The sequence below is a fragment of the Serratia sp. P2ACOL2 genome, from assembly GCF_003691565.1.
Lineage (GTDB): Bacteria > Pseudomonadota > Gammaproteobacteria > Enterobacterales > Enterobacteriaceae > Serratia > Serratia liquefaciens.
The window spans coordinates 1,308,664-1,332,427 of record NZ_CP033162.1; the positions used below are offsets into that span (position 1 = coordinate 1,308,664).

The following is a 23,764-nucleotide window of genomic DNA, read 5'->3' on the forward strand; positions in this document are numbered from 1 at the left end:
TCACTGTGCCGCCTGTTTGTTTGCAGCGAGGATTTTTTACCGTAGTTATGTGATCTATTTATGACAAAATATTCATTTCCATGTCGAACGATTAAAAATCTCGCGGAAAGCGTCTGTTTCTTCTACGGGCGCTTAGAATTCCCCGTGATGCCCATCAGGTCGCTGCCAAAAATCATGCGTGAGATTTATACGTTGACGACTTCCTTCAGCGCATCAGGAGGGCTTATTGTCCTGTTTATGTGAATGATTGATGCTGAAAATCCCGATTTTCACCCATGCAGGTTGAGGGTAGCGTAAAGCTTCCCTTAACCAGCAGGAGTGCAAGATGCAACCTTCCCAACAGGCTGGCCAGCAGGCGTTTGGCGACATTGCCCCCAAGTTGGCACAGCTCAGCGACAGCGTATTATTCGACGATGTATGGCAGCGACCGGGGCTTAGGCCGCGCGAGCGCAGTCTGATCACCGTGGCGGCGCTGGTGGCGCTCAACCGCGTGGAGCAGATGCCGTTTCATCTGCAACTGGCCGAACGCAATGGCGTGAGCGTTGAACAGCTCGCCGAGGCGATCACTCATCTGGCGTTTTATGCCGGTTGGCCAGCGGCGGCCTCTGCCGTGGCACGCCTGCGCGAATTGAAACAGGAGTAGTCCCATGCCATTCAGCCGTATCGCTTTGCATCAGGGCAAGTCAGCGCAATACCTGAAAACCTTATCTGACAGCCTGCACCAGGCGCTGGTCGAGACTTTTAGCGTGCCGCCGGCCGACAAGTTTCAGGCCATTGATCAATACCGCCCCGGCGAGCTGATTTACGATCCCAATTATCTCGGCGGCCCACGTTCGGCGGATTATGTGCTGTTTTACATCACCATTGGCCGTCCGCGCGATACCGCCACCAAGCAGCGTTTTTATCAGCGGTTGGCGGCGTTGCTGGAAGAAAACCTGCAGTTGAGCCCGCAGGATGTGATGGTAGTGATTACCACCACCCAACAGGACGAGTGGTCGTTCAGTGCGGGTCGCGCCTCAATGATCGAAGGCTAGGCTGACGCAGCCGACGGTCTGTGGGACAATAGCGCCATCATTTCGTTGAGATACAGAGTTGAATGGCGCTCTCCCCCGCAGTTAAAGATCAGATTGGCCAGTGGTACAAAGCCCTGCAGCAACAAATACCGGATTTTATTTCCCGTGCACCGCAACGGCAGATGATCGCCGAAGTCGCGAAAACCCTGGCCGGAGATTATCCGCGCCACCTGGCGATTGAGGCGCCGACCGGCGTGGGCAAAACCCTGTCGTACCTGATCCCAGGGATCGCCGTAGGCCGCGCGGAGAGCAAACCCCTGGTGGTCAGTACCGCCAACGTGGCGCTGCAGGATCAGATCTACAGCAAGGATTTGCCGTTGCTGAAGAAGATCATTCCCGATTTGAAATTCACTGGTGCCTTTGGCCGCGGGCGCTATGTTTGCCCGCGTAATCTGGCGGCATTGAGCACCGACGTCAGCGAGCAGGGCGATCTGACGCTGTTCCTGGATGACGAACTGGCGCCTTCCAGCGGGGAAGAGCAGGCGCTGTGCCAGAAACTGAGCAAAGCGCTCAGCCGCCATGAGTGGGATGGGTTGCGAGACCATTATCAGCTGACGATCGACGATCCGCTATGGATCAAACTGAGCACCGACAAGGCCAACTGCCTGGGGCGTAACTGCCATTACATTCGCGAATGCCCGTTTTATATCGCCCGTAAAGAGATTGAAACCGCCGACGTGGTGGTGGCTAACCATGCGCTGGTGATGGCGGCGCTGGAAACGGAATCGGTACTGCCCAACCCGAAAGAGCTGTTGCTGGTGCTGGACGAAGGCCATCACCTGCCGGAAGTGGCGCGTGACGCGCTAGAGATTGACGGTGAAATCACCGCGCTGTCGACCAATTTGCAACTGGACATGATCGTGCGTCAGGTTGAACAGTGCATGACGCAATATCGCCCGAAAAGCCCACCGGGGCTGACCAACGACGAACGTTTGAAAAATCACTGCGAAGAGATGCGTGAGCTGATCCAGATTTTCGAGCATCAGGTCAGCGCCTATCTGCTGACCGACACCGTGATTGCCGAACACCGGTTTGAAATGGGCGAACTGCCTGCGGCGATGGTGGAAACCAGCGCACGCTTGTTCAAACTGACTGACGCGTTGCGTGGGGTGGCGGAATTTATCCTCAACGATCTCAGCGAGCAAACCGGTAAGCACGATATCGTGCGACTGCACCGTTCAATCATTCAGATGAGCCGCACCCTGGGTTATCTGGAAGCGATGAGCAAACTGTGGCGGCTGGCGGCGCTGGACAAGTCTTCCAATGCGCCGATCTCCAAATGGGTCACGCGCGATTTGCGCGATAACGTGACGCACCTGTATTTGCACTGCGTAGGCATTCGCGTGAGCGACCAGCTCGAAAAGCTGTTGTGGCGCAAGGTGCCGCATGTGGTCGTCACCTCGGCGACCCTGCGTTCATTGAACAGCTTTGCGCGCCTGCAGGAAATGAGCGGGCTGAGCGAGAAAGCCGGCGATCGTTTCGAAACCCTGTCTTCGCCGTTTAACCACGTTGAGCAGGGCAAGATTGTCATCCCGAACATGCGTTTCGAACCGGCGATGGCCAACGAAGCTGAGCATCTGGAAGAGATGGCGCGCTTTTTCCGCGCCGAGCAGGCCAGCGGCAAACACAAGGGCATGCTGATCCTGTTCAGCAGTCATCGTGCGATGCAGACCTTCCTCAGCTACGTGACCGATTTGCGCCTGATGCTGTTGGTACAGGGCGATCAACCGCGTTATCGCTTGGTGGAAGAGCACCGCAAGCGGGTCGAAAAAGGCACTGCCAGCGTGCTGATCGGCCTGCAGTCGTTTGCTGAAGGGTTGGATCTGAAAGGGGAATTGCTGACCCAGGTGCATATTCACAAGATCGCCTTCCCGCCGATCGACAGCCCGGTGATCCTGACCGAAGGCGAGTGGCTGAAGTCGCTGAAGCGTTATCCCTTCGAGGTACAAAGCCTGCCGAGCGCTTCGTTCAACCTGATCCAGCAGGTGGGCCGACTGATCCGCAGCAACGAATGCCACGGCGAGATCGTGATTTACGATCGCCGCCTGCTGACCAAAAGCTACGGCTCGCGCCTGCTGGCGGCATTGCCGGTGTTCCCCATCGAACAGCGTGAGGTGCCTGAAGCCGACAAGGCGCACCAGGCAGCGCTTAAATCCGCCGCCGAAGCGGAGAAAAAGAGCAAGAAGCGCAAGAGCCCGTTCGCCCGCAAACGTACCCGTTAATCACAGCATTGGCGGCAGGCGACGTTTCACCGGCGTTGTTTTGACGATGGAGGTATTGCTCTGTGCGCGCTCGGCCAGCCGATCGAGGATCTGGTCGAGTTGCTCCATCGAATGCGCCACCAGACGCACGATAAAGCAGTCTTCGCCGGTCACCTTGTCACACTCAACCACCTCCGGGATCTCCTGAATCATTTGCTCGACCTTTTTCAGCATGCCCGGCAGCGGTTTGATGCGCACCAGCGACTGAAAAGCGTAGCCCAACGCCTGCAAATTGACGTTCAGGGTGTAGCCCTGGATCACGCCGCTCTCCTCCAGCCGCCGCAGCCGCTCCGAGGTACTGGGTGACGACAACCCGACGCTGGCGCTGAGGGTTTTCAGCGACACCCGCGCATCCTCTGCCAGCAGGTTCAGGATTTGACGATCGATAGCATCCATTGGCTCTCCATTAGGTTTTTTTTAACTCATGCCTTAATTAAAAAGGAATTTAAGCATTATTGCCTTTTTTATGCCATGGAAACCGCTGCAGGAAAGCCGCAAGCTAAGTGCCTAGGCTTACTGTGAGGAAACCAAGATGAATGCAGAGATAAAACGCGGCTCGCTGGAGATGATCGCCGCGATGCTGATTTCCGGTACCATCGGCTGGTTTGTGCTGATGTCCGGCCAGCCGGTGATCAACGTGGTGTTCTGGCGCTGTGCGGTAGGGGCGCTTGTGCTGCTGGCCATTTGTGCTGCGCTGGGGCAGCTGCGGCGCGACAGCCTGACGCGTACTACGTTGCTGGTGGCAATCGCCGGCGGCGTAGCGCTGGTGGTTAATTGGCTGTTGTTGTTTGCTGCCTATTCCTATGCGTCGATCTCCATCGCGACGGCGGTGTATAACACGCAGCCGTTCATGCTGGTGGCGCTGGGGGCGCTGTTTCTCGGCGAGAAGCTGACCTTGCGTAAGCTGTTTTGGTTGGCATTGGCGTTTATCGGCATGACGCTGGTGGTGTTGGCGCAGCCCAAACAGGCCGGTGGACAGAACAACTACCTGATGGGCATTTTGTTGTCGCTGGGCGCGGCATTTTTTTACGCGCTGATGGCGCTGGCCGCCAAACGGCTGAAAGGGACGCCACCGCACCTGATCGCCTTGATCCAGGTAACGGTCGGCGCGCTGATGCTGTTGCCGATGGTAGATTTCCACGCGCGGGCCAATGCCGGACAGTGGGGTATGCTGGTGACGGTGGGCGTATTGCACACCGGGATCATGTATGTGTTGCTGTATGGCGCGATCCAAAAGTTGCCGACCAACCTGACAGGTTCGCTGTCGTTTATTTATCCGATCGCCGCCATGCTGGTAGATCGCCTGGCGTCGGTCACCGATTGGTGGCGCTGCAGTTTGCCGGCGCTGCCCTCATTTTGCTGGCGGCGGCAGGCATGAACCTGCTGGGGGAGCGCCGCGTTCGGCTAGCGGCTGCGCCAGGCGGCAAGCAGGCCCCCGAACAATGACAGCGCCAACAGCAACAACATCACCGGCGTGTAGCCGTAGCTCGGGTAAATCAGGGTCGCCACCGCCAGGCCAACGGCGCCGCCGAGATTGTGCAGTGTCCAGGTGATGCCTAACGCGCCGCCGCTTTGCGATTCGTTGACGCTGTTGAGCGTCGCCAACACCAGCGGGCCGAGAATGCAGCCCCAGCCCAGCCCCATCAGGGCGAAGGCCCCGAGCAGCAGCGGCAGCGGGCTGTCGACGCTAAACCGGCTTTGCAGGGCCGCGGAGCCGGCAAGGGCGGCAAAACCGAGGATCAACGCCGCGCGTGGGCCGGATTTATCCACCCATCTGCCGACCCAGGGCGAGAGGGCTGCCATCACCGCGGTGGTTGGCAGCAACAACAGTCCCAGCATCGTTCCCTGGTAGTGGCGGGTGTTTTCCAGGTAAATCGGCATCAAAAAGAAAGCGGCGCAGTAGAAAAAGGCCAATAGCGCGCTCATCAGGCAAACGCGCAAAAAGGCGGGACGCCGCAGCAAAACCAGCGGTACCAGCGGCGAATGTGCCCGTCGTTCAACCGGCAGTAGCAGGCCGAGCGCGGCGAGCGCCAGTGCAGCCATTAACCCGGTTTTTGCGCTCAGCCATCCCCATTGGCTGCCCTGACTGATGGCCAGCAGCAGCCCGGCAACGCCGATCACCAACAGCAATAAACCGGGGATATCCAGCCTGCTGCCTTGTTGGGCGCGAGACTCTCGAACGGTTCCCAGGCAGAAGGCGAAACTCAGCGCAATCAGCGGCACGTTCAACAGAAACACCCAGCGCCAGCCCAGGGAACCGACCAACAGGCCACCGGCCACCGGGCCGATCGCCAGACCCAGGCCGTTGACCGCAAGCAAAATGCCGATTGCACGACCGCGCTGCTGCGGTGGCCAGGCATCGGCGACAATGGCCGTAGTGGCGGTGTACAGTACCGCGCAGGCGGCGCCCTGCACAAAACGCCAGACGTTGAGCAGCTCAATACTGCCTGAGAGTCCGGCGCCCAACGACGCGGCGGCGAACGTCAGCATTCCGCAGTACAACACCCGACGACGGCCATACAGATCCGCCAGTCGCCCGGCGCTGACCATAAAGGCGCACAGTGCCATCACGAACAACGTCATCACCCATTGTACGCTGCTCAGGCTGGCGGCCAGCTCACGCTGGATCGCAGGGATGGTGGTATTGACGATGGTGAAATCGATACAGCCCAAAAAGCTGGCGATACTGATGCCAATCAGCAGACGCCATAGTTGGGGTGTGCCGCTGTCGGTCAGAATTTCACTGCGTTCGCTCATAGGGGTTTCCTGGCAGAGAAGAGTGCGTCCAGTTTACTCAGCTAAGGCGGTAGCCAGTGGCGTTGTTTCATCGTTTAATAGGCGAATTAATATCGCCAATAGGGCAGGTATCATGATTTCCAGCGAACGATTACATGCAATCCGCGCCTTTGTGCAGGCGGTGCAGGCCGGTGGTTTTAGCCGTGCCGCCGAGCAACTGGGCCTTTCGCGTTCAACGGTGGGTAAAGCCGTGGCTCGGCTGGAACAGCGGCTGCAGGTGCGGTTGTTCCAACGCACCACGCGCAGCCTGTCGCTGACCGATGAAGGGCAGTTGTTCTATGACGATTGCCTGAAGGCGCTGGCGGCACTGGAAGCGGCGGAAAATCAGCTGGCGGTTCGGGCCCAAACGCCGGAGGGACGACTGCGGGTATCGCTGCCGGTGCTGTTCGGCCAAAAGTGGGTGATGCCGCCGCTGTTGGCATTGGCGGACCGTTACCAGAAATTGCACATCGAAGCGTTGTTTTCCAACCGTGCGGCAGATTTGGCGGAAGAGGGGATCGATTTGGCAGTGCGTATCGGTTCGCCGGGTGATGCCGCGGCCATCACCGCCCGGCAACTGGGTGAGCAGCGGCAAATACTCTGTGCTGAACCGGGTTATCTGACACGACAGGGGGAACCGAGCACGCTAGCAGAACTGTTGCAGCATCAGGCGATTGGCTTACTGCGTGATGGGCGTAGCCAGCCGTGGCATTTGTTGGATGAACAGGGGAAATCTCAGCGACTGTTGCCACCGGCCCGTTTGAGATTGGGCAATATGGAGGCGGTGCTGGGGGCTGCCTGCGCCGGTCAGGGGGTTGCCATGCTGCCGCGTTGGCTGGCGCATGATGCGCTGACGGCCGGGACGTTGCGTGAGGTTTTACCCGGCAGCTGCGGTGCGGGGCTGGCGATTAACGTGGTCTGGCTAAAAGGGACCGGCATGCCGTTACGGGTGAGGGTCGCCATTGATGCCCTGCTGGCGGCCTTCACTCCCCAAGCGCCGTGGCAATGATTTGGCGCTGGTAAACGCCGGTGGCGCGGCTATGATAAAGCCTGCTTCCCACCATGCTGCGTACGGGTGACTTATGATCGATGCTTCCACCATTTTGCTGTTTTCCGGGGCCTGTCTGGCGCTGACGGTGACCCCTGGGCCGGATATGTTGCTGATTGCCTCGCGCAGCGTTAGCCAGGGGCGCCGTGCCGGTTTCGCGTCACTGGCGGGGATCCAACTGGGTACCTATTGCCACGCGCTGGCGGCGGCGTTAGGCCTGTCGCAACTGTTTGTCGCGGTCCCGCTGGCCTATGATGCGGTGCGCATGTTGGGGGCAGCCTATTTACTGTATCTGGCGTGGAAAACGCTGCGATCCGGCAGCAGTTTGCAGGCTTCTGCGGGGTTGGCGGCGGTACCGGCTGCACGCATTTTCCGGCAGGGATTATTCACCAACATTCTTAACCCAAAAATGGCGCTGTTCGTTTTAGCGCTGTTCCCACAGTTTATCGATCCACACGCCGGTTCGCTGGTGGTACAAATGCTGTTGCTGGCGACGGTGTTAAATCTGGTGGGGTTGGTGATTAACGGTGGGTTGATCCTGGCGGTCAGCGGCATGAAAAACCGTTTTGTCGGCCGCCGTTTCAGTGCGCGCTGGCCGAATTACCTATTGAGCGGCGTGTTCGCCGGGCTGGCCTGCAAGCTGATTTTTGACAGCCGCAAATAGCCTTACGCCTGTAAGGATGCTTCAAAAGCCGCGCTGGCCGGGCATTGCGGTAGCGCGCTGTACATCACCAGCCGCAAATGATTTTCTTCATCGACAATAAACGACGCATGTTCGAAGGTTACCTGGCCGGCGCCCGGCACAATGAACGTACGTTCTCCCTGGCAGCGACCGTGAATGTCATGCTGTTGCCATAGCTGACGGAACTGAGGCGAAACCTGCTCTAGCGCCTGCACCCGCTGTTGCATGGTGGCGTCTTGTGGCGCACGCGCATAGTCGCGGCGGAAGCTGGCGAGGATTTGCGGTGCCTGCGCTTGCCATTCCACCAGCCGTTGATTGAGTTGGGGATCGGCAAACAGCATCCACAGCATATTGCGCTGATCCGCCGGGCGATCGCCAATCGAGAATAGCCGCTCCGCCGCCGGGTTCCAGGCGATGATGTCCCAGCTCAGATTCATCACGTAAGCCGGGCGCAGTTGCAGATCGTCCAGCAAGCGGCGCACCAGCGGTGAAACCTGACACCACTGATGACCGACCGGTACCGGCGGGCGTTGATGCGCCAGCAAAAACAGATGGTAGCGCCCGGTCGCATCCAGCTTTAATACCCGCGCCAGATTTTCCAGAAAATCGACCGAAACGTTGATTTCCCGCCCCTGCTCCAGCCAGGTGTACCAGGTCAATCCTACGCCTGCCAACGCGGCGACTTCTTCGCGCCTCAACCCCGGCGTACGGCGACGCGTGCCGCTCGGTAAGCCGACGGCCTGCGGTGACAGCTTCTCGCGTTTTTGACGCAGGAAATCCGCCAGATCCTGACGGGTTCGGTTGAGGGTACGCGGTGGCATAGCGGCCGTCCTGTTGCTGTTAGTAATAGTATAACTGGCTATATAGTAACAGTTTATGACATGTTCCATACTGCCGCCATCGTAATCTTTGGAGGCACGTATGGAACAGTCATTAGCACAAGGCGATCGTCGTCTGGTGGGGTTACCGGTGTTGCTGTTGGGCGGCTTTTTGACGGTGTTTGACCTGTTTGTGGTGAACGTCGCGGCGCCGGTGATCCAGCAGCAGTTCGCGGCCAGTTTCGCTGGCGTGGGGTTGATCATTGCCGGTTATGAGTTGGCATTCGGCGTGTTGTTGATAGCCGGTGGACGTCTGGGCGATCGCTTTGGGCGACAGCGTATGTTTAGCCTCGGCATGCTGGGGTTTACGCTGATGTCGGCGCTGTGCGGTATGGCTACGTCACTGAGTATGCTGATCGTTGCGCGTTTTCTTCAGGGGGCGGCGGCAGCGCTGCTGTTTCCGCAGATATATGCGTTGATGCGCGTATTGTACAACCCACATCAGCGGCGGCGCGCCTTTGCCTGGCTGGGGATGACGCTGGGGCTGGCGGCGATTTTCGGCCAGATATTCGGCGGGTTCATTATTGAAGCCGATGTTTTCGGCAGCGGCTGGCGTATGATTTTTCTGATCAATCTGCCGATTGGCGTATTGGCAATCGTGGCGGCGCGTCGCATTCCCGAGTCACGTCTTGAACAAGCACAGCGGCTGGACGGCATGGGCTTGCTGTTGGCGGCGACCGGTTTGCTGTTGCTGCTAGTGCCCTTGTTGGAAGGGCCATCGCGCGGCTGGCCCTGGTGGGTATTACCGGCGTTGGCTTGCGGAATTGGCATGCTGTGGGCTTTTATTCGTTGGGAGCGGCGTCTGGCGCAGCGTTCTGGGGATGCGGTCCTGGATCCTGCGCTGTTGCGGCAGGGCAGTTTTACCCCGGGGTGGCCGTGGTGCTGGCGATTTACTCGACCGCCTCTTCGTTCTTTCTGTGTTTTGCCCTGCTGCTGCAAGCGGGAATAGGCCTGACGCCGTTTCAGGCCGGTAGCCTGTTTGCCCCCGCCAGCGCGGCATTTATGCTGGCCTCGTTCCTGGCACCGGGGCTGGTGCAACGCTGGGGGAACGGCGTGCTGGCGCTTGGCGTCGCAGTCTATGCCGCCGGCATGGCGCTGTTGGTGGTGGAGGTGCTGTCGGGCGCGGCATTGGTACAACCGTTGTGGTTATTGCCGGGGCTGGTGATCCTGGGCTCCGGCCAGGCGCTGAGCATGACGCCTTTGCTTAATTTGGTGCTCGGGCTGGCGAAAGAGCATCAGGCCGGGATGGCCGCCGGGGTCATTTCGACCGTGCAGCAGGTGGGCGGGGCGTTGGGGATTGCCGCCAGCGGCGCGTTTTTTGTTCCCCTGTTGGCGGGCGGTGCTGGCGCAGAACGTTACGGACAGGCGTTTGCCGGCGCGATGGTTTACAACCTGCTGGCGATGGCCGTTGCCTTCGGCTTGCTGAGGTGGATCATCCAAAAACAACGCAAACTGGCCCTTCAGTAAACCCATGGCGGGTGTTATTGCTATTTACCGCCAACCGTAAATCCCCAAGGAGCCAAGGTAATGTATCTGCCTGCCTCATTCCGTGAAGACCAACTGGACGCTCAAATTGCGCTGGTGCGCGCCAACCCGCTCGGCATGTTAATCAGCCAGGGGGAGCAGGGCCTGGTGGCGGATCCGCTGCCCTTTTTAATCGATGCCGATGAGCAGGGTAACGTCCTGCTGCGGGCGCATTTGTCCCGTGCCAATTCCCATTGGCGGCTGTTACAGGCCGCCAGTGAGTGCCTGGTGATTTTTCAGGGAAGAGACGGATATATTTCCCCTGGTTGGTATGAGACCAAACGCCGGAGCGGCAAAGTAGTACCCACCTGGAATTACAGCGTGGTACAGCTGCGCGGTACGCCACGGATCACGGAAGATGCCCGCTGGCTGCGACAACAGCTGGAGGGTTTAACTGCGCTGCAGGAGGGGCGTCAACCTGAACCCTGGCGAATGGAAGATGCTCCGGCCCACTATATTGCCGCACAGATCCAGGGCATTGTCGGCATTGAGATAGCCGTAACCGAGCGTTTGGGCAAATGGAAAATGAGCCAAAACCGCAGTGCCGAAGACGCTGATGGGGTGATCGCCGGGCTGCGAGCAGGCGATTCGGACCAGCAGCAACTGGCGGATGAGGTTGAGCGTCGACGCGGATAGGGTATGCTGATCCCAGATTGGATCAGGGGACAGCAGAACGATGGATTACACCAAAATTATCAAAGAAATCGGCCGTGGCAAAAACCATGCGCGCGATCTGGATCGGGAAACCGCTTTCCAGCTCTATCAAAAGATGCTGGCCGGTGAGGTGGGCGAACTGGAGTTGGGCGGTATTCTGATCGCCCTGCGGATTAAAGGCGAAGCCGAAGAGGAAATGCTCGGTTTTTATCAGGCGATGCAGCAACAGGTGATGCGTCTGCAGGTGCCGCAGGGACGGCCGATGCCGGTGGTACTGCCAAGCTATAACGGAGCACGCAAGCAGGCGAACCTGACACCGCTGTTGGCGTTGTTGCTGACGCGCGTCGGGTTGCCGGTAGTGGTGCACGGCGTGCTGGACGACAGTACCCGGGTTACCAGCGCGGAAACTTTTCAGGCGCTGGGCCTGCCCTGGTCGCCAGACGCTGCCCATGCCCAACGGCGTTTGGATAACGGCGAAACGGTGTTTATCCCGGTCTCGGCGCTGTCTGCCCCTTTGGATCTGCAACTTGGCCTGCGCTGGCGCATGGGGGTACGTAACAGCGCCCATACGCTGGCCAAACTGGCAACGCCGTTTGGTGAACAGGATGTGTTGCGCATTGCCAGCGTGTCGCATCCGGAATACGTCGGTCGGGTGGCTTCTTTCTTCCGTCAAATCGGCGCCCGTGGCTTGCTGATGCACGGCACCGAAGGGGAGGCGTACGCCAATCCTCAGCGCTGCCCGCAGATCCATTACATCGTTAACGGCGAGCAGCAAGTGTTGCTGGAGCGTCCGGAGCAGGATCCCACGCCGGAGCTGCCGGCAGCCAAGGATGCAGAAACCACCGCTCGCTGGACTGAGCGTTGCCTGGCGGGGGACGTGGCGATCCCGCTGGCGATCCAACGCCAGATCGCCTGCTGCCTGTTGGCCGCCGGTGAAGTCGACACCCTGGAACAGGGACTTGAACGTTTACGCAGCGCGTAAAACCCTTGTCTATACTGGAATATTTCGCTAATCGGCTGAAAGGATGGTTATGCAACAGGCTCTCGATTACTTCAATCAATTGAATCAGGACTATCTTGAGGTGCACCGCACCAAAGAAGATTTGTTTTGGCAAAACTATATGGGCATTGGCGGTGAGGGCGTTTCGGCCCGCTTCTCGGCGGCGGAAAGCGCCTATAAGCGTTTTATCGCCGAGCCGCGTCGGTTAGCGGAAATTCGTCAACTGTTGGCCGGGCTGGAGGCCCTGCCGCACGATGCTCAGCGAGATGCGCTGCAGCACGGGCTGAACGGTTGGCTACGCTTTTTTGATTGCAACGCGATTGAAGATGCCGAGGCTCAAACGCTGTTGGATCAAATCATCAGCGCTGAGGCGGATCTTTATACCCGCCGCAAGGCTAACCCGGTCAGCCATCTGAATGCCGCCGGGCAGCGGGTAAATGCCTCGCTCGGCGAGCTGTTGACCAATCAGGCGACCAATGAAAATGAAGAGTATCGCCGCAGCTCGCAGAACGCGCTGCGTGAACTGGAGCAGTGGCTGTTGCATAACGGCCTGCCGGAGCTGATTAGCCTGCGAAACCGTTTTGCTCGCCAGATGGGCTTTCGTAACTATTTTGACTACAAGGTGAACAAAACCGAGCGTATGACGCCGGAACAGCTGTTCGCCATCCTTGATCGCTTCGAGCAGCAAACTCGCGAAGCCAACTCACGCAGCCTGCAGCAGTTGGCGGCGGAGAAGGGTGAACAGGCGCTGGAACCCTGGAACGTACGTTTTGCCAGCGCCGGTGATGTGACCCGCCAACTGGATCCATACTTCCCGTTTGCCCAGTCGCTGGAGCGTTGGATCAACAGCTTTAAACGGCTGCATATCGGGTTTCGCGGTGCGCAGATGGATCTCGATCTGCTGGTGCGCGAGGGCAAGTATGAAAACGGGTTTATGCATGGGCCAGTGCCGCCGTTTATCCAGCAGGGCAAATGGCTACCGGCACGCATTAACTTTACCAGCCTGGCGCAGCCGGATCAGGTCGGTAGCGGGGCTCATGGTTTAAATACCTTGTTCCACGAAGGCGGTCACGCCGCGCACTTTGCCAATATCTGCCAGAATGCGCCCTGTTTTTCGCAGGAATTCCCCCCGACCTCCATGGCCTACGCCGAAACCCAGTCGATGTTCTGTGACAGCCTGCTGGACGACGCCGATTGGTTGAAACGCTATGCGAAAAACGCGGCGGGTGAGGCCGTGCCGGATACGTTGATTGAGGCCAGCATCGCTGCGCGTCAGCCGATGCGTGCGTTCAACGAACGTCATATTTTACTGGTGCCTTACTTTGAGTGGGCGTTGTATCAGTGGGATGACGAACAGCGCACGCCGGAAGCGATAACCGCACTGGCACGTGAAGTTGAGCAAAAAATATTGGGCATCAGCGGCAGCCCGCGGCCGACGCTGGCGATCCCGCATTTGTTGTCGCTGGAATCGGCCTGCTCATATCAGGGCTATCTGCTGGCGCTGATGGCAGTTGAGCAGACGCGACACTTCTTCTTGCAGCGCGACGGTTACCTTACCGATAACCCGGCAATTGGTCCGGATCTGGCGCGTCATTACTGGCTGCCGGGTAACGGTGTCAGCCACGATGACACGCTGCGGAGTTTGACCGGTGAAGGTTTCAACCCGGACTATCTGGCGCAGGCCTGCAACCAGACAGTGGCGCAGGCCTGGCAGGCTGCACAGCAAACCATAGCGGCTGCAGTTGCCCGGCCACAGCCGGCGGCAGACTTCGATTTGGCGGCACATATCCGCGTGGTGGATGGCGATCGCGTGCTGGCCGATAACGCCGAAGGCGATGAAAAGATGTGCCGTGATTTCGCCGCGGCGATTAATGCCCGCCTGAATTAAATAGCCATAAAAAAGCCCGCCGATAGCGCGTATCGGCGGGCTTTTTCATTGTAATCCGTTAATTACTTGTAGATTACCGCGGTGCCGTGCATCAGGTTGTTGCCGCCAGCGGAGGTAATGGTGAACGCTTTGGCACCGGCCGCATCGGCTTTGGCGGACAGTTGCGCTTTCAGGCTGCTCAGGTCGGTCGCGCCACTGGCAGAGATCACACCGGCCTTCTCAAACTGTGTGGCATCTTGTGCGCTGACGTAGTCGGCAGCAAAAGAAGTGAAAGAGACGGCGCTCAGAGCGATAGCAGCAGCAAAAGTTTTGATGTTTTTCATGATGGTCATTCCTGTCTGGTTTTTAAGGGAGAAAGGCGCTTGCCTTTCGATGGAGTGATTATTGCGCAGTGACAGGAAGGATGAAATCGGAGAGTATTGATAATATCATTCAATTTATTTGATTATTAATTGAGCCCTCCCTCCAGAGGAAGAAAGGGCCGTTTATTATCGTTTTTGCGCATCCGGGCGAACCAGATCGAAACGGTGTTGCTCCGAGATGCCATAGTAGGCCGTCGGCCCGCCGGCGCGCAGGATAGGCTCGGCAGCAGCGGTTTGATAAACGCCGTGTTGGTCCAGCAGTGACGAATCGATATGTACCGCGACCACTTCTCCCAGTACCAGCCAGGTATCCACCTTTTCCCCGGCGGCGCTTTGCAACTGAATGCACTGTGACAGGCGGCATTCAAAGTTCACCGGGCTTTCCGCCACCCTTTCCGCTTTCACCCGACGGCTGGGCAGCGGCGTCACGCCGGCAAAGGCAAATTCATCTTCACCGCGGGCCAGGCTGGCCGAGCTGTTGTTCATGGCATCGGCCAGCGGGCGCGTCGCCAGATTCCAGACAAACTCCCCGGTTTCGACGATGTTTGCCACGCTGTCTTTCCAACCGCTGCTGGCGAAACCGATGATCGGCGGGCGGTAGTTGAAGCAGTTGAAAAAGCTGTAGGGGGCCAGATTGCGCTGGCCGCTCGCGCTGATCGATGAGATCCACCCGATGGGGCGTGGGCCGATGATGGCGTTCAGGGGATCGTGCGGCAGACCATGGCCTGTCGCGGGTTCGTAGTAATATCGGGACTGACTGCTCATAAGTGACCTGGGGTGGCTAAACAGAACTTTTATTCTGACGGGTTTCCCGTCGGCTGCAAGTTTGCCGCTGCTTTATGGTATCTTACGCGCCAGAAATACCTTTAAGAGAGCCCGTCACGGTGGAAAAAAAGAAAACCTTCCCGCAGCAGAAAAGCGGCCTGCACCCGCGTAACCGTCATCGCTCGCGCTATGATTTCCCGGCGCTGATCGCCAGCTGCCCTGCGCTGGAGCCGTTCGTCAAGCCGAATGCCTGGGGCGATATTTCGGTAGATTTTGCCGATCCGGCGGCGGTTAAAATGCTCAACCGTGCGTTGCTGCAACATTTTTATGGTATCGAACATTGGGATATTCCCGCCGATTATCTGTGTCCGCCGATCCCAGGACGCGCCGACTATTTGCACCACCTGGCCGACTTGTTGGCGACCAGCAACGGCGGCGAGATACCGCGTGGTAAAGGCGTGGCGATCCTCGACGTAGGCATTGGCGCCAACTGCATTTACCCGATCGTCGGCCTGCGTGAATACGGCTGGCGCTTTACCGGTTCAGAGATCGACCTGGTGTCGCTCAATTCGGCCAAAATGATTGTCGAGATGAACCCGACACTGAGAAACAGCGTACGTTTACGTTTGCAAAAACAGCCTGAGTTTATCTTTAACGGCATCATTGGCGTGGCGGAGAAGTTCGACGCCACGTTGTGTAACCCACCGTTCCACGGTTCAGAGCAGGAAGCGCAGGCCAGTACCCGCCGCAAACTGCATAAGCTGGGCAAGGGTGAGGTGGCGGATAAGCCGGTACAGAACTTTGGCGGCAAAAATAACGAGCTGTGGTGCGAAGGCGGCGAAGAAGCCTTCGTGCGTAAAATGGTAGAGGAAAGCGTGAGTAAGGCGCAAAACTGCCTGTGGTTCACCTCGCTTATCTCCAAAAATACCACTTTGCCATCGATTTACCACGCGTTGAAGCTAGCCGGCGCCGCCGAAGTGCGCACCATTGAGATGGCGCAGGGGCAAAAGATCAGCCGTTTTGTAGCCTGGACCTTCCACGACGCGGAACAGCAGGCTGCCTGGGCGGCAGAACGCTGGCGTTAATTTCCCCTGGGTGCCGGTTATTTGACCGGCACCCATAAATCTTCGCGTTTCCCTTTCAATTTCCGCATGTTGCGTTATTCTCAATACGTCGTCCAATACTAAAAATCTTAAATAAGTTATTTATTCAAAACACAATAGTTACCTTACTTAATTGATATTTTAATCCGGTGAGTTTTATCTGCCAGGAGAATTAGGCCTGCCTGTTTCTCAGGGTGATGCACGTCTGCGTGTGGGCGCTGCGTGCAGAAAAAATAAAATGAAAAGCACTTGTCTGCTAAATCATCTGCCAGAAGGATTTTAACCCTATGCTGTTACGATTCAGTCAGTTAAACACCCACAGCCGTGCCGAGTTGAGCGCGATAGAAAATGCCGTTGCCATGATCGTATTTAAACCCGATGGCACCGTGCTGCGCGCTAACGATTTATTTCTAAAAACGATGGGATTTCAACGACAGGAAGTTATCGGCCAGCATCACCGCCTCTTTTGTTCCCCGGAATATGTCGTCAGCCCGGCATATCGCAAACACTGGGATATGTTAAATAACGGCAAGCCCATTACCGATAATATAAAACGCATTCGCAAAGACGGAGAGGCCGTGTGGCTGCAGGGCACCTATACCCCGGTGATGAATAAACAGGGGCGGGTGGTGGAGATCGTCAAGATCGCCAGCGTTGTGACGGAGCGCATCACCCAGGCGCAGGAGCATCAGAGCCTGCTGTCGGCGCTAAACCGTTCGATGGCAATGATCACCTTTGACGCGCACGGCAAGATCCTTGCCGCCAACGACAATATGCTGAAATTGATGGGCTACCGAATCGAGGAGGCGCGGGGACAGGCGCATGCGGTGCTCTGCCCACCTGAGTTTGCCCATTCTGACGATTACCGCCAGCATTGGCGGCGTCTCGCACGCGGCGAGTTTATCACCGGGCGTTTTGAACGGGTGAACCGACGCGGAGAGCGGGTATGGCTGGAGGCCAGCTACAATCCGATTCTTGATGATGATGGGCAAGTGGTCAAAGTGGTGAAAATTGCTCAAGATATCACCCGGCAGATGATCCAACAGCAGCACGAAGAAGAAATGGTGCGTAATGCCCACCATTTATCACTGGATACTGACCGGACCGCTGCACAAGGGGCCGTGATCGTCCAGCAGGCGGTCGCAGGCATGCAACAGGTCGAAGCGGCCGCGCGCGATACTTCCGCGGTGGTCAGTGAGCTGGGCATTGGTTCACAGCAGATAGGCACTATGGTGGAGGCAATCCGTAAAATCGCCTCTCAAACCAACCTGTTGGCGATTAATGCCTCGATTGAGGCAGCGCATGCGGGTGAGCATGGGCGCGGGTTTGCCGTTGTCGCTAATGAAGTACGTACCCTGGCGGAACAGTCTCGCCAGGCGGCGACTGAAATTGAACGTATCACCAAATCTATTCAGCAGGGAGTGGCGGCGGCCATAGCCGGCATGGCGGTCTGTGTGGAACAGGCTGGCGGTGGCGTGGCGTTGACGCACGATGCCGGTGAAGTGATTAATCGGGTGAATATAGGTATGCAGGATGTGGTCAAACTGATGCAGACGTTTACCACGGTGCAGCAGGGAGAGTCGTTGCACTGAGGTCGGTGACGCTAACCCCTGCGGGGGTTAGCGTCATTCTCACTCAACTTGTTTTGTTGCCGACTGTTGCGTATCTGGCGCATAAGAAAGCTGCATTGCCTGTTGCGGCATGGCGATACCGGCTTGATCAAAGTGTATTTTGACCAGACGGTCGAGGGCATACTGCACCACCCACTGCTTTAATGCCTGGGTGCGTACGGTCACCCGGGTGGTGAAGGAGCGATCGCCCAGCGCCACTACGCCGTTGAACACCGGTTCGCCCACCAAAAAGCTCTTCACCTGTTCGTCTTGTTTCAACGCGGCGACGGCTTGATGCAGCACCTCATGGACATGATCGATATCCTCGTCACGGCTAACGCTGTAGTTGGCGCGGTACACGCCAAATTCACGGGCGTAATTCGCCAGCGTCGTGATCGAAGAAAAGGGGACGATATGATAGACGCCGTAATCGTCCCGCAGGCCAATCGACCGGATGGTCATGCGCTCAACCGTACCGGTAATGCCGCTGACGGTGACGTACTCGCCGGTATTCATGCCGTTCTCAAACTGGATGAATACGCCGGTGATCACGTCCTTTACCAGCGTTTGCGCGCCAAAACTGATGGCCAGCCCCAACGCCCCGGCCCCGGCAAGCAGCGGGGCAATATTAATCCCCACCTGCGACAGCACAATCATAATGGTAATGGTGCTGATAACGATGGCCAGCACGTTACGAAACAGCGTCAGCAGCGTGCGTTCACGCGCGCTGGGACGGATGCCGTTGCTCAACTCCAGCGCCAGTCGATGTTCGATAACGCTGGCCATCAGCGTCCAGCTGATAACCGCAATCACCAGGATCAGCAGGATATGAACCAGACCGCCGACGATTTTTTCCCCGTTTTCGCTGCTTGCCCACTGGTAAAGGTTGATCAGATGCCAGGCGTCAAACAGCAGCAGCGTGACCGTCAGCACCACCATCACCCGCAATATTTTCAACCCATTGGGAATATAGGAATTAATACGTCGTTCCAGCATCGGATAGCGCCGGTTGACATCATCCGGCAGCGAAATACGGCGGAAAATCCAGCGAGTCAGTTGGCCGGAGATCAACGCCCCGACGCCGATAACCACCAGGCTTTTTACCGTTGCGGTCATCATAAAGTTCAGGCTGTTGCCAATATCAAATTGCGACAGGACAAACAGCACCAGGAAATAAGCGATCGCCAGCAGGTGCCAGACATGGCCCAAACCGCGCAGAATGATGCTGAAGAACGCCATCGATCGTTCGGCCAACAGGTTAATCTGGAGCTGTATCGGCTTGCGGTTACGCAGGATCAACGCCAGTGCGTATAGCGTCAGTGCCAGCATGATGACCAGATTGGCTGCGGCGGCTGCGGGGTAACTGATCTGTGTCGCCACTACCGGTACCACCACCATCAGGCCGTAGCCGATCAGGCCACTAAGCCAGGCAAGACGCGTATTCCAGTAATGGGCGACGGCATCGGAGAACGCAAAAGGACGCAGGTAATCGAAATTGGGTGCAAAAATCAGCCGCAGCACCGCCTTGAAGAACTCGATCACCGCGAAGGCGCTAAGAAACAGGGTTTGCAGCCGCAATATGGTGGCGTTGTCGGCGTGGACATGACGGGCAAACAGATTACCGGCAGTCAGTGCCAGCAACAACACCAGCAAATCGATAGCGAAGGCGCCGAGGATCGCCGTTGGCAGTTTGTACCACGAATCATGCTGAAGTTTGGCGTTGTGTCCCCAGTTGCCGATGCGTTTGTATAGCGGGCGGATTATCCGGCGGATCAGATGGAAGAGGGCAAAGGTCAGCGCAACCGTCAGCAGAAAATAGCCCAAAGCCCGAAAAAAAACGTCCGGATGGAAAGTGCGTTTTGGCCCAGAGTCGATCAGTTTTTGCCTCGAGTTTAACTTCTTGTCGAGGGTGCTAAGGCTGTCTTGCGCCAAACTGGTCAGGCTTTCGCTCAGCGAGTCTGACGGCTCGGGCGTTGCTGACTTGGGCTGTGCTGCGGCTGGTTGATCCGCAGCCTGTCTCAGATGGTTAATCAGCTCGGCACGGGCTTTGTCGTCTTGCAGAATATCTGCGAGCGCCGCGTAGGAGGCTTTTTGCTGCTCGGTTTGGCCACTGGGCGCGGGATCCTGTGCGGGCTGCGCCGTTGCCAGTGGAGAAACTGCATAAGTGATCAGCAGCAGCAACAGGGGAAACAGCTGTTCTCGCAGATGAGAACCGAATCGGGAGTATGCGGTTGCGGGCATGTATCCTCTCTTGGGGCTCTGTAAATCGGCGGATTAATTACAAATGTTAAGAAAAACAAAGAATATAGTAGAAAATGAAGAGGCGCAGGGAGTGATAACGCGTGCTATTGCCATATAGAAACGGCGGGCCCGGAACAGGCCCACCGCTGGGTAGGGTAAATCAGGATACGTGCTGCAAGAACTCCTGCAAGCGCGGGCTTGGCGGGTGGTTGATCAGGTCATGCGGGTTGCCGTCTTCCGCAATCCGGCCTTTATCAATAAAGATCAGTCGCGAAGCCACTTTTTCGGCAAAGCCGACTTCGTGGGTGACGATCACCATGGTCATGCCTTCTTCCGCCAGATCCTGCATAACCTTCAGCACTTCATGGCGCAGTTCCGGATCAAGTGCGGAGGTCGGTTCATCAAACAGCATCATTTTCGGTTTTACCGCCAGCGCACGGGCGATGGCCACGCGCTGCTGTTGGCCGCCGGAAAGCTCGGAAGGGTAGTGATGTGCACGCTCCGCCAGGCCGACTTTGGCCAGCAGTTCGCGCGCCAGTTTTTCCGCGTCCGGCTTTTTCAAACCGCGTACGCGGATCGGGCCGAAGGCAACGTTTTCCAGTGCGGTCAGGTGTGGGAACAGGTAAAACTGTTGGAATACCATGCCGGCTTCCTGACGGATCAGACGATCGTCAACCTTGGGATCGTTGGCTTTCAGACCGTCGACGATCAGATCGCCACTGGTGATCTCTTCCAATTTGTTGATGCAGCGCAGCAGCGTGGATTTGCCGGAGCCGGAAGGCCCGATAATCACCACCACTTCACCCTGATTAATTTTCAGGTCGATATTGTGCAGCACCTGGGTTTGCCCAAAGTGCTTGGAGACGTTTTTAAATTCAATCACAGGATTTTCATCCTTCTTTCCAGACGACGCAGCACGAAGCTCAGCACCAGGGTAATAATCAGATAAATAACCGCCACGGCGCTCCAGATTTCCAGCGCGCGGAAGTTGCCGGCAATAATTTCCTGGCCCTGACGGGTCAGTTCCGCCACGCCGATCACGATAAACAGCGAGGTGTCTTTAATGCTGATGATCCACTGGTTACCCAGCGGCGGCAGCATGCGGCGCAGCGCCAGTGGCATAATGACATAGCGGATGGTTTCGCGGCGCGACAGACCCAACGCCAGACCTGCTTCACGGAAGCCGCTGTGGATCGACAATACGGCGCCGCGAGTGATTTCCGCAATGTAGGCGCCGGAGTTGATCATGATGGTGACCACCGCCGCGCTAAAGGGATCGATGCGCAAATCGCTGAACGCCATCGGCAAGGCGAAGTAGATAAACATCACCTGCACCACGATAGGCGTGCCGCGAATAACTTCGATGAATACCAGGGCGATGTGGTTGGCAATCCAACCGCCGTAGGTACGGGCAAAACCGGCAACGAGGCCGATGATCAGGCCGCCAATCAGACCGAGGACCGAAATCCACAGGGTCATTTGGGCGCCTTCTAACAGGATAGGGATGGCGGGCCAGATGGCGCTCCAGTCGAACTGCATGGTGTTTTCTCCCGGTGATCCCAAACGTGGGAATCAGATACAACAAAGCGCAGGGGCTAAGGCACCACCCCTGTGCTTAAGTGAATCAGTGACTGACTTCATCCGTTATTTAGGTTCGGTACCGAACCATTTTTTGTAGATTTCGTTGTAGGTGCCGTTGTCGCGCAGTGTTTTCAGCGCGCCATTCACCTTCACGCGCAGTTCGTCACTGCCTTTAGGGAAGGCGATGCCGTATTGCTGTGCTTCCAGCGAGTCGCCAACGGTTTTGAACTTGCCGGCGCCGGCGGTTTTAATGAAGTACAGAATGTTTGGCGTGTCGTGCAGCACCGCGTCAGCGCGTTTGGTGCCCAGTTCCATATAGGCGTTATCGATGTTCGGGAACTGACGCAGGTCTTTGGTTTTGATGTGCTGCTTGGCGTAATCCACGGAGCCGGTGCCACTCTTCACCGCCACCACTTTGCCGTTCAGATCGTCAATGCCCTTGATGCTGTTATCGTTGGCGTTAACCATCACCAGCAGGCCGCTTTTGTAGTAGCCGTCAGAGAATTCGATGGCTTTTTTACGTTCTTCGGTAATGGTGATGCCCGCCAGCGCCAGGTCGATATTTTTGGTTTGCAGTGCCGGGATGATGCCGCTGAAATCCATAGGCTTCAGGGTGTAATCCAGTTTCAGTTCTTTGGCGATAGCGGCCCACAGGTCGATATCGAAACCAACGTATTTATCGCCTTGTTTGAATTCAAAAGGAACGAACGCGGTATCGGTGGCGACGACCAGTTTGTCTGCTGCGTGGGAGCTTACGGCAAAGGCCAGCGAAAGTGCGGCCAGGGAGACTTTAAAAATTGACTTCATGAGAGGAATTTCCTGTACAGGTTGCGGATTACCCATTTTTTATATTGCAGTTGGTGCCATGAAAAAATCGTGCCATGTTTTCAACTACTATAAAAACAAAGAGTTGCGGTGTGATGTTGGCTCTGAAGGTCGAATTATTATTTTTATGCACCAAATTGAGGCCCCAAAATGGTGCTTTTGGCGACCTGGTGGTGCATGGGTCTATCATTAACCAAATAATGGGGTTGAAACAACCGATAGTTAACGGTTTCGCTTCAATATTGATAACTAACTCTAACTTTTATGCCGCAAGCTTGTTGCATTTGGTGCAGGAGTGTTCTGTCAGAGAGGTCCGGGGGGATATTTTGCGTCGATAAGCTCAACGCAACTGGCTGTCTTTACTGCCGCGACGGTTATATAAACTGCTTGCCGCCTGCTTTTTATCCAACTCGGTTTGGCAGGCCAGGCAATAACGCACGCCTTTCAGCGCCTGCCGACGCGCCAGAGGGATTTCCTCTCCGCATTCCTGACAGTAATGTTCGCTTTCGCCCTGTCCCAGCGCCTGTCTGGCACGCTGTACGGCATCATCGACGGTAGAGTCGATTTGATCTTGTACGGCACCGTCTGCCGCCCATCCGCTTGCCATGATCACCTCGCTAGTGCTGAGTCTTCATCAGTTCGTTTTATCTACTATTTATCTACTATGGGCTGTTTTTTGAGCAATTCAAGCGGCGTAAAAGAAAAACAGGCCGGGGCAAAGCCCGCAGCCTGTTCAATCCCGCAATGCGGAACGCTTTGATTGTTTGTCGCGCAGATTTATTCGATGTTGGACTCGATAAACCACAGGAACTTGTCCAGATCGCGTGACGCAGCGGTAAACATATCCGCGGTATCTTCATCAGCGACTTCTGTGATGGCCTTGCGAATGTCGTTCGCGGCCACACCGTAGCGATCGGCCAGCGCTTTCAGGTGTTCCTGCACGCTGTGGATGTTGGTCGGATAGCTTTTCAGCGGGGTCTTGTCATTCACGACCTGCACGGTACCCAATGCTACGCCGCCCAACTGCACCACGCGCTCGGCAAAAGTGTCCAGGTGATCGATGATGGCGGTACGGAACCCGTCCAGCATTTCATGCACGGCAATGAAGTTGGCGCCACGCATGTTCCAGTGCGCCTGCTTGGTGATCAACGACAGGTCGGTAAATTGAACCACCTGATGGTTCAACGCCTTGATGGCTTCCAGTTTGGTTTTTTCGTCCATGTCATTACGAGTGTAAAGCAGCTCAGAAGATTTCGTTTTCACCAGTTTAGCGGTACTCATATCAGATATCCTCTCGTTAGTTCGTTGTCCTATTTTTGTCACGGGAGTAATTATAGCAGCGATATAGCATTTTGCAGGCCGAAAATGGCTATTGGATAAATAGGTTCTAACGAATTGAAAATTAACTCCAGTAAGGGTAAGGTTATAGGGATATATTTATTTTTTTACTAATGGTTTGAATTGTAATGATATTGTTTCGTCCTCTCTCGTGAG

General features: G+C 56.7%; 21 protein-coding genes and 2 pseudogenes. 12 read left to right on the forward strand and 11 right to left on the reverse strand.

The genetic code is table 11. From position 1 onward, the window contains the following. The first annotated feature begins 325 nt into the window (after positions 1 to 325). The 3 genes from EBA31_RS06280 to dinG all read left to right on the forward strand — a co-directional run bounded on the left by EBA31_RS06280 (position 326) and on the right by dinG (position 3,295). On the forward strand, positions 326 to 643 hold the full coding sequence (locus EBA31_RS06280) for a carboxymuconolactone decarboxylase family protein (protein ID WP_122077790.1): 318 nt from the start codon (positions 326 to 328) through the stop codon (positions 641 to 643). A 4-nt stretch (positions 644 to 647) separates the two neighbouring features. Beyond that, on the forward strand, positions 648 to 1,034 hold the full coding sequence (locus EBA31_RS06285; RefSeq protein ID WP_122077792.1) for a tautomerase family protein: 387 nt from the start codon (positions 648 to 650) through the stop codon (positions 1,032 to 1,034). Between the two features lie 62 nt (positions 1,035 to 1,096). Further along, positions 1,097 to 3,295: an ATP-dependent DNA helicase DinG gene (gene dinG / locus EBA31_RS06290; protein WP_122077794.1), complete on the forward strand. Its 2,199-nt coding sequence runs from the start codon at positions 1,097 to 1,099 to the stop codon at positions 3,293 to 3,295. Here dinG and EBA31_RS06295 read toward each other — a convergent pair whose 3' ends face one another. After that, positions 3,296 to 3,730: an Lrp/AsnC family transcriptional regulator gene (locus EBA31_RS06295; protein WP_020825889.1), complete on the reverse strand. Its 435-nt coding sequence runs from the start codon at positions 3,728 to 3,730 to the stop codon at positions 3,296 to 3,298. Positions 3,731 to 3,866: 136 nt separating this feature from the next. On the opposite strand from EBA31_RS06295, the pseudogene EBA31_RS06300 reads away from it, so the two are divergent. Then, positions 3,867 to 4,780 (forward strand): annotated as a pseudogene (locus EBA31_RS06300) (DMT family transporter). Here the strand turns inward: EBA31_RS06300 and EBA31_RS06305 are convergent. Continuing rightward, a complete protein-coding gene (locus EBA31_RS06305) occupies positions 4,739 to 6,091 on the reverse strand; it encodes an MFS transporter (protein ID WP_122077796.1) in 1,353 nt (450 codons plus the stop codon). The pseudogene EBA31_RS06300 and the gene EBA31_RS06305 sit on opposite strands and share 42 nt — an antisense overlap. A gap of 112 nt (positions 6,092 to 6,203) precedes the next feature. On the opposite strand from EBA31_RS06305, the gene EBA31_RS06310 reads away from it, so the two are divergent. Both EBA31_RS06310 and EBA31_RS06315 read left to right on the forward strand, forming a co-directional pair. Then, entirely contained in the window at positions 6,204 to 7,118 is a 915-nt protein-coding gene (locus EBA31_RS06310; protein ID WP_122077798.1) for a LysR family transcriptional regulator, read from the forward strand. A gap of 73 nt (positions 7,119 to 7,191) precedes the next feature. Then, entirely contained in the window at positions 7,192 to 7,821 is a 630-nt protein-coding gene (locus EBA31_RS06315; RefSeq protein WP_116690910.1) for a LysE family translocator, read from the forward strand. A 2-nt stretch (positions 7,822 to 7,823) separates the two neighbouring features. Here EBA31_RS06315 and EBA31_RS06320 read toward each other — a convergent pair whose 3' ends face one another. After that, positions 7,824 to 8,660, reverse strand: coding sequence for a helix-turn-helix transcriptional regulator (locus tag EBA31_RS06320; RefSeq protein ID WP_122077800.1), 837 nt, complete (start codon positions 8,658 to 8,660; stop codon positions 7,824 to 7,826). Between the two features lie 100 nt (positions 8,661 to 8,760). Here EBA31_RS06320 and EBA31_RS06325 point away from each other — a divergent pair. From EBA31_RS06325 to EBA31_RS06340, 4 genes and pseudogenes are all read left to right on the forward strand, one after another. Beyond that, positions 8,761 to 10,184, forward strand: a pseudogene (locus EBA31_RS06325) (MFS transporter). Positions 10,185 to 10,244: 60 nt separating this feature from the next. After that, entirely contained in the window at positions 10,245 to 10,877 is a 633-nt protein-coding gene (locus tag EBA31_RS06330; protein ID WP_122077802.1) for an FMN-binding negative transcriptional regulator, read from the forward strand. A 40-nt stretch (positions 10,878 to 10,917) separates the two neighbouring features. After that, entirely contained in the window at positions 10,918 to 11,877 is a 960-nt protein-coding gene (gene ybiB / locus EBA31_RS06335; protein WP_122077804.1) for a DNA-binding protein YbiB, read from the forward strand. Positions 11,878 to 11,926: 49 nt separating this feature from the next. Beyond that, a complete protein-coding gene (locus EBA31_RS06340) occupies positions 11,927 to 13,783 on the forward strand; it encodes a M3 family metallopeptidase (RefSeq protein WP_020825898.1) in 1,857 nt (618 codons plus the stop codon). Between the two features lie 62 nt (positions 13,784 to 13,845). Here the strand turns inward: EBA31_RS06340 and EBA31_RS06345 are convergent, their stop codons facing one another. Together EBA31_RS06345 and EBA31_RS06350 are read right to left on the reverse strand one after the other, a co-directional pair. Continuing rightward, positions 13,846 to 14,106: a YdgH/BhsA/McbA-like domain containing protein gene (locus tag EBA31_RS06345; protein ID WP_020825899.1), complete on the reverse strand. Its 261-nt coding sequence runs from the start codon at positions 14,104 to 14,106 to the stop codon at positions 13,846 to 13,848. A 165-nt stretch (positions 14,107 to 14,271) separates the two neighbouring features. Then, positions 14,272 to 14,910, reverse strand: coding sequence for a flavin reductase family protein (locus EBA31_RS06350; protein WP_122077806.1), 639 nt, complete (start codon positions 14,908 to 14,910; stop codon positions 14,272 to 14,274). Positions 14,911 to 15,029: 119 nt separating this feature from the next. On the opposite strand from EBA31_RS06350, the gene rlmF reads away from it, so the two are divergent. Further along, on the forward strand, positions 15,030 to 15,995 hold the full coding sequence (gene rlmF, locus EBA31_RS06355; RefSeq protein WP_202914193.1) for a 23S rRNA (adenine(1618)-N(6))-methyltransferase RlmF: 966 nt from the start codon (positions 15,030 to 15,032) through the stop codon (positions 15,993 to 15,995). Positions 15,996 to 16,300: 305 nt separating this feature from the next. Continuing rightward, on the forward strand, positions 16,301 to 17,605 hold the full coding sequence (locus EBA31_RS06360; RefSeq protein WP_122077810.1) for a PAS domain-containing methyl-accepting chemotaxis protein: 1,305 nt from the start codon (positions 16,301 to 16,303) through the stop codon (positions 17,603 to 17,605). A 39-nt stretch (positions 17,606 to 17,644) separates the two neighbouring features. On the opposite strand, the gene ybiO is transcribed toward EBA31_RS06360, so the two are convergent. The 6 genes from ybiO to dps form a co-directional block, all read right to left on the reverse strand. Beyond that, positions 17,645 to 19,864 (reverse strand): mechanosensitive channel protein, encoded by a 2,220-nt coding sequence (ybiO, locus tag EBA31_RS06365; protein WP_122077812.1) that lies wholly within the window; start codon positions 19,862 to 19,864, stop codon positions 17,645 to 17,647. 160 nt (positions 19,865 to 20,024) lie between these two features. Then, positions 20,025 to 20,747 (reverse strand): glutamine ABC transporter ATP-binding protein GlnQ, encoded by a 723-nt coding sequence (gene glnQ / locus EBA31_RS06370; RefSeq protein WP_122077814.1) that lies wholly within the window; start codon positions 20,745 to 20,747, stop codon positions 20,025 to 20,027. Then, entirely contained in the window at positions 20,744 to 21,403 is a 660-nt protein-coding gene (glnP, locus tag EBA31_RS06375) for a glutamine ABC transporter permease GlnP (RefSeq protein WP_122077816.1), read from the reverse strand. The genes glnQ and glnP overlap by 4 nt, the downstream gene beginning before the upstream one ends. A gap of 105 nt (positions 21,404 to 21,508) precedes the next feature. Beyond that, positions 21,509 to 22,252: a glutamine ABC transporter substrate-binding protein GlnH gene (gene glnH / locus EBA31_RS06380; protein ID WP_046374121.1), complete on the reverse strand. Its 744-nt coding sequence runs from the start codon at positions 22,250 to 22,252 to the stop codon at positions 21,509 to 21,511. A 358-nt stretch (positions 22,253 to 22,610) separates the two neighbouring features. Further along, on the reverse strand, positions 22,611 to 22,877 hold the full coding sequence (locus EBA31_RS06390; RefSeq protein ID WP_020825917.1) for a DksA/TraR family C4-type zinc finger protein: 267 nt from the start codon (positions 22,875 to 22,877) through the stop codon (positions 22,611 to 22,613). Positions 22,878 to 23,047: 170 nt separating this feature from the next. Beyond that, the gene (dps, locus tag EBA31_RS06395) at positions 23,048 to 23,551 is read right to left on the reverse strand and encodes a DNA starvation/stationary phase protection protein Dps (RefSeq protein ID WP_020825918.1); all 504 of its coding nucleotides are present in this window, start codon (positions 23,549 to 23,551) and stop codon (positions 23,048 to 23,050) included. Positions 23,552 to 23,764 lie beyond the last annotated feature (213 nt).

Coding starts and splice junctions, on each gene's coding strand:
- EBA31_RS06350 (WP_122077806.1), bottom strand. CDS start 14,910: ATGAGCAGTCAGTCCCGATATTACTACGAACCCGCGACAGGCCATGGT.
- EBA31_RS06360 (WP_122077810.1), top strand. CDS start 16,301: ATGCTGTTACGATTCAGTCAGTTAAACACCCACAGCCGTGCCGAGTTG.
- EBA31_RS06295 (WP_020825889.1), bottom strand. CDS start 3,730: ATGGATGCTATCGATCGTCAAATCCTGAACCTGCTGGCAGAGGATGCG.
- EBA31_RS06345 (WP_020825899.1), bottom strand. CDS start 14,106: ATGAAAAACATCAAAACTTTTGCTGCTGCTATCGCTCTGAGCGCCGTC.
- glnP (WP_122077816.1), bottom strand. CDS start 21,403: ATGCAGTTCGACTGGAGCGCCATCTGGCCCGCCATCCCTATCCTGTTA.
- EBA31_RS06285 (WP_122077792.1), top strand. CDS start 648: ATGCCATTCAGCCGTATCGCTTTGCATCAGGGCAAGTCAGCGCAATAC.
- EBA31_RS06315 (WP_116690910.1), top strand. CDS start 7,192: ATGATCGATGCTTCCACCATTTTGCTGTTTTCCGGGGCCTGTCTGGCG.
- EBA31_RS06305 (WP_122077796.1), bottom strand. CDS start 6,091: ATGAGCGAACGCAGTGAAATTCTGACCGACAGCGGCACACCCCAACTA.
- glnH (WP_046374121.1), bottom strand. CDS start 22,252: ATGAAGTCAATTTTTAAAGTCTCCCTGGCCGCACTTTCGCTGGCCTTT.
- EBA31_RS06340 (WP_020825898.1), top strand. CDS start 11,927: ATGCAACAGGCTCTCGATTACTTCAATCAATTGAATCAGGACTATCTT.
- ybiO (WP_122077812.1), bottom strand. CDS start 19,864: ATGCCCGCAACCGCATACTCCCGATTCGGTTCTCATCTGCGAGAACAG.
- EBA31_RS06280 (WP_122077790.1), top strand. CDS start 326: ATGCAACCTTCCCAACAGGCTGGCCAGCAGGCGTTTGGCGACATTGCC.
- EBA31_RS06320 (WP_122077800.1), bottom strand. CDS start 8,660: ATGCCACCGCGTACCCTCAACCGAACCCGTCAGGATCTGGCGGATTTC.
- EBA31_RS06310 (WP_122077798.1), top strand. CDS start 6,204: ATGATTTCCAGCGAACGATTACATGCAATCCGCGCCTTTGTGCAGGCG.
- dps (WP_020825918.1), bottom strand. CDS start 23,551: ATGAGTACCGCTAAACTGGTGAAAACGAAATCTTCTGAGCTGCTTTAC.
- EBA31_RS06330 (WP_122077802.1), top strand. CDS start 10,245: ATGTATCTGCCTGCCTCATTCCGTGAAGACCAACTGGACGCTCAAATT.
- ybiB (WP_122077804.1), top strand. CDS start 10,918: ATGGATTACACCAAAATTATCAAAGAAATCGGCCGTGGCAAAAACCAT.
- dinG (WP_122077794.1), top strand. CDS start 1,097: ATGGCGCTCTCCCCCGCAGTTAAAGATCAGATTGGCCAGTGGTACAAA.
- EBA31_RS06390 (WP_020825917.1), bottom strand. CDS start 22,877: ATGGCAAGCGGATGGGCGGCAGACGGTGCCGTACAAGATCAAATCGAC.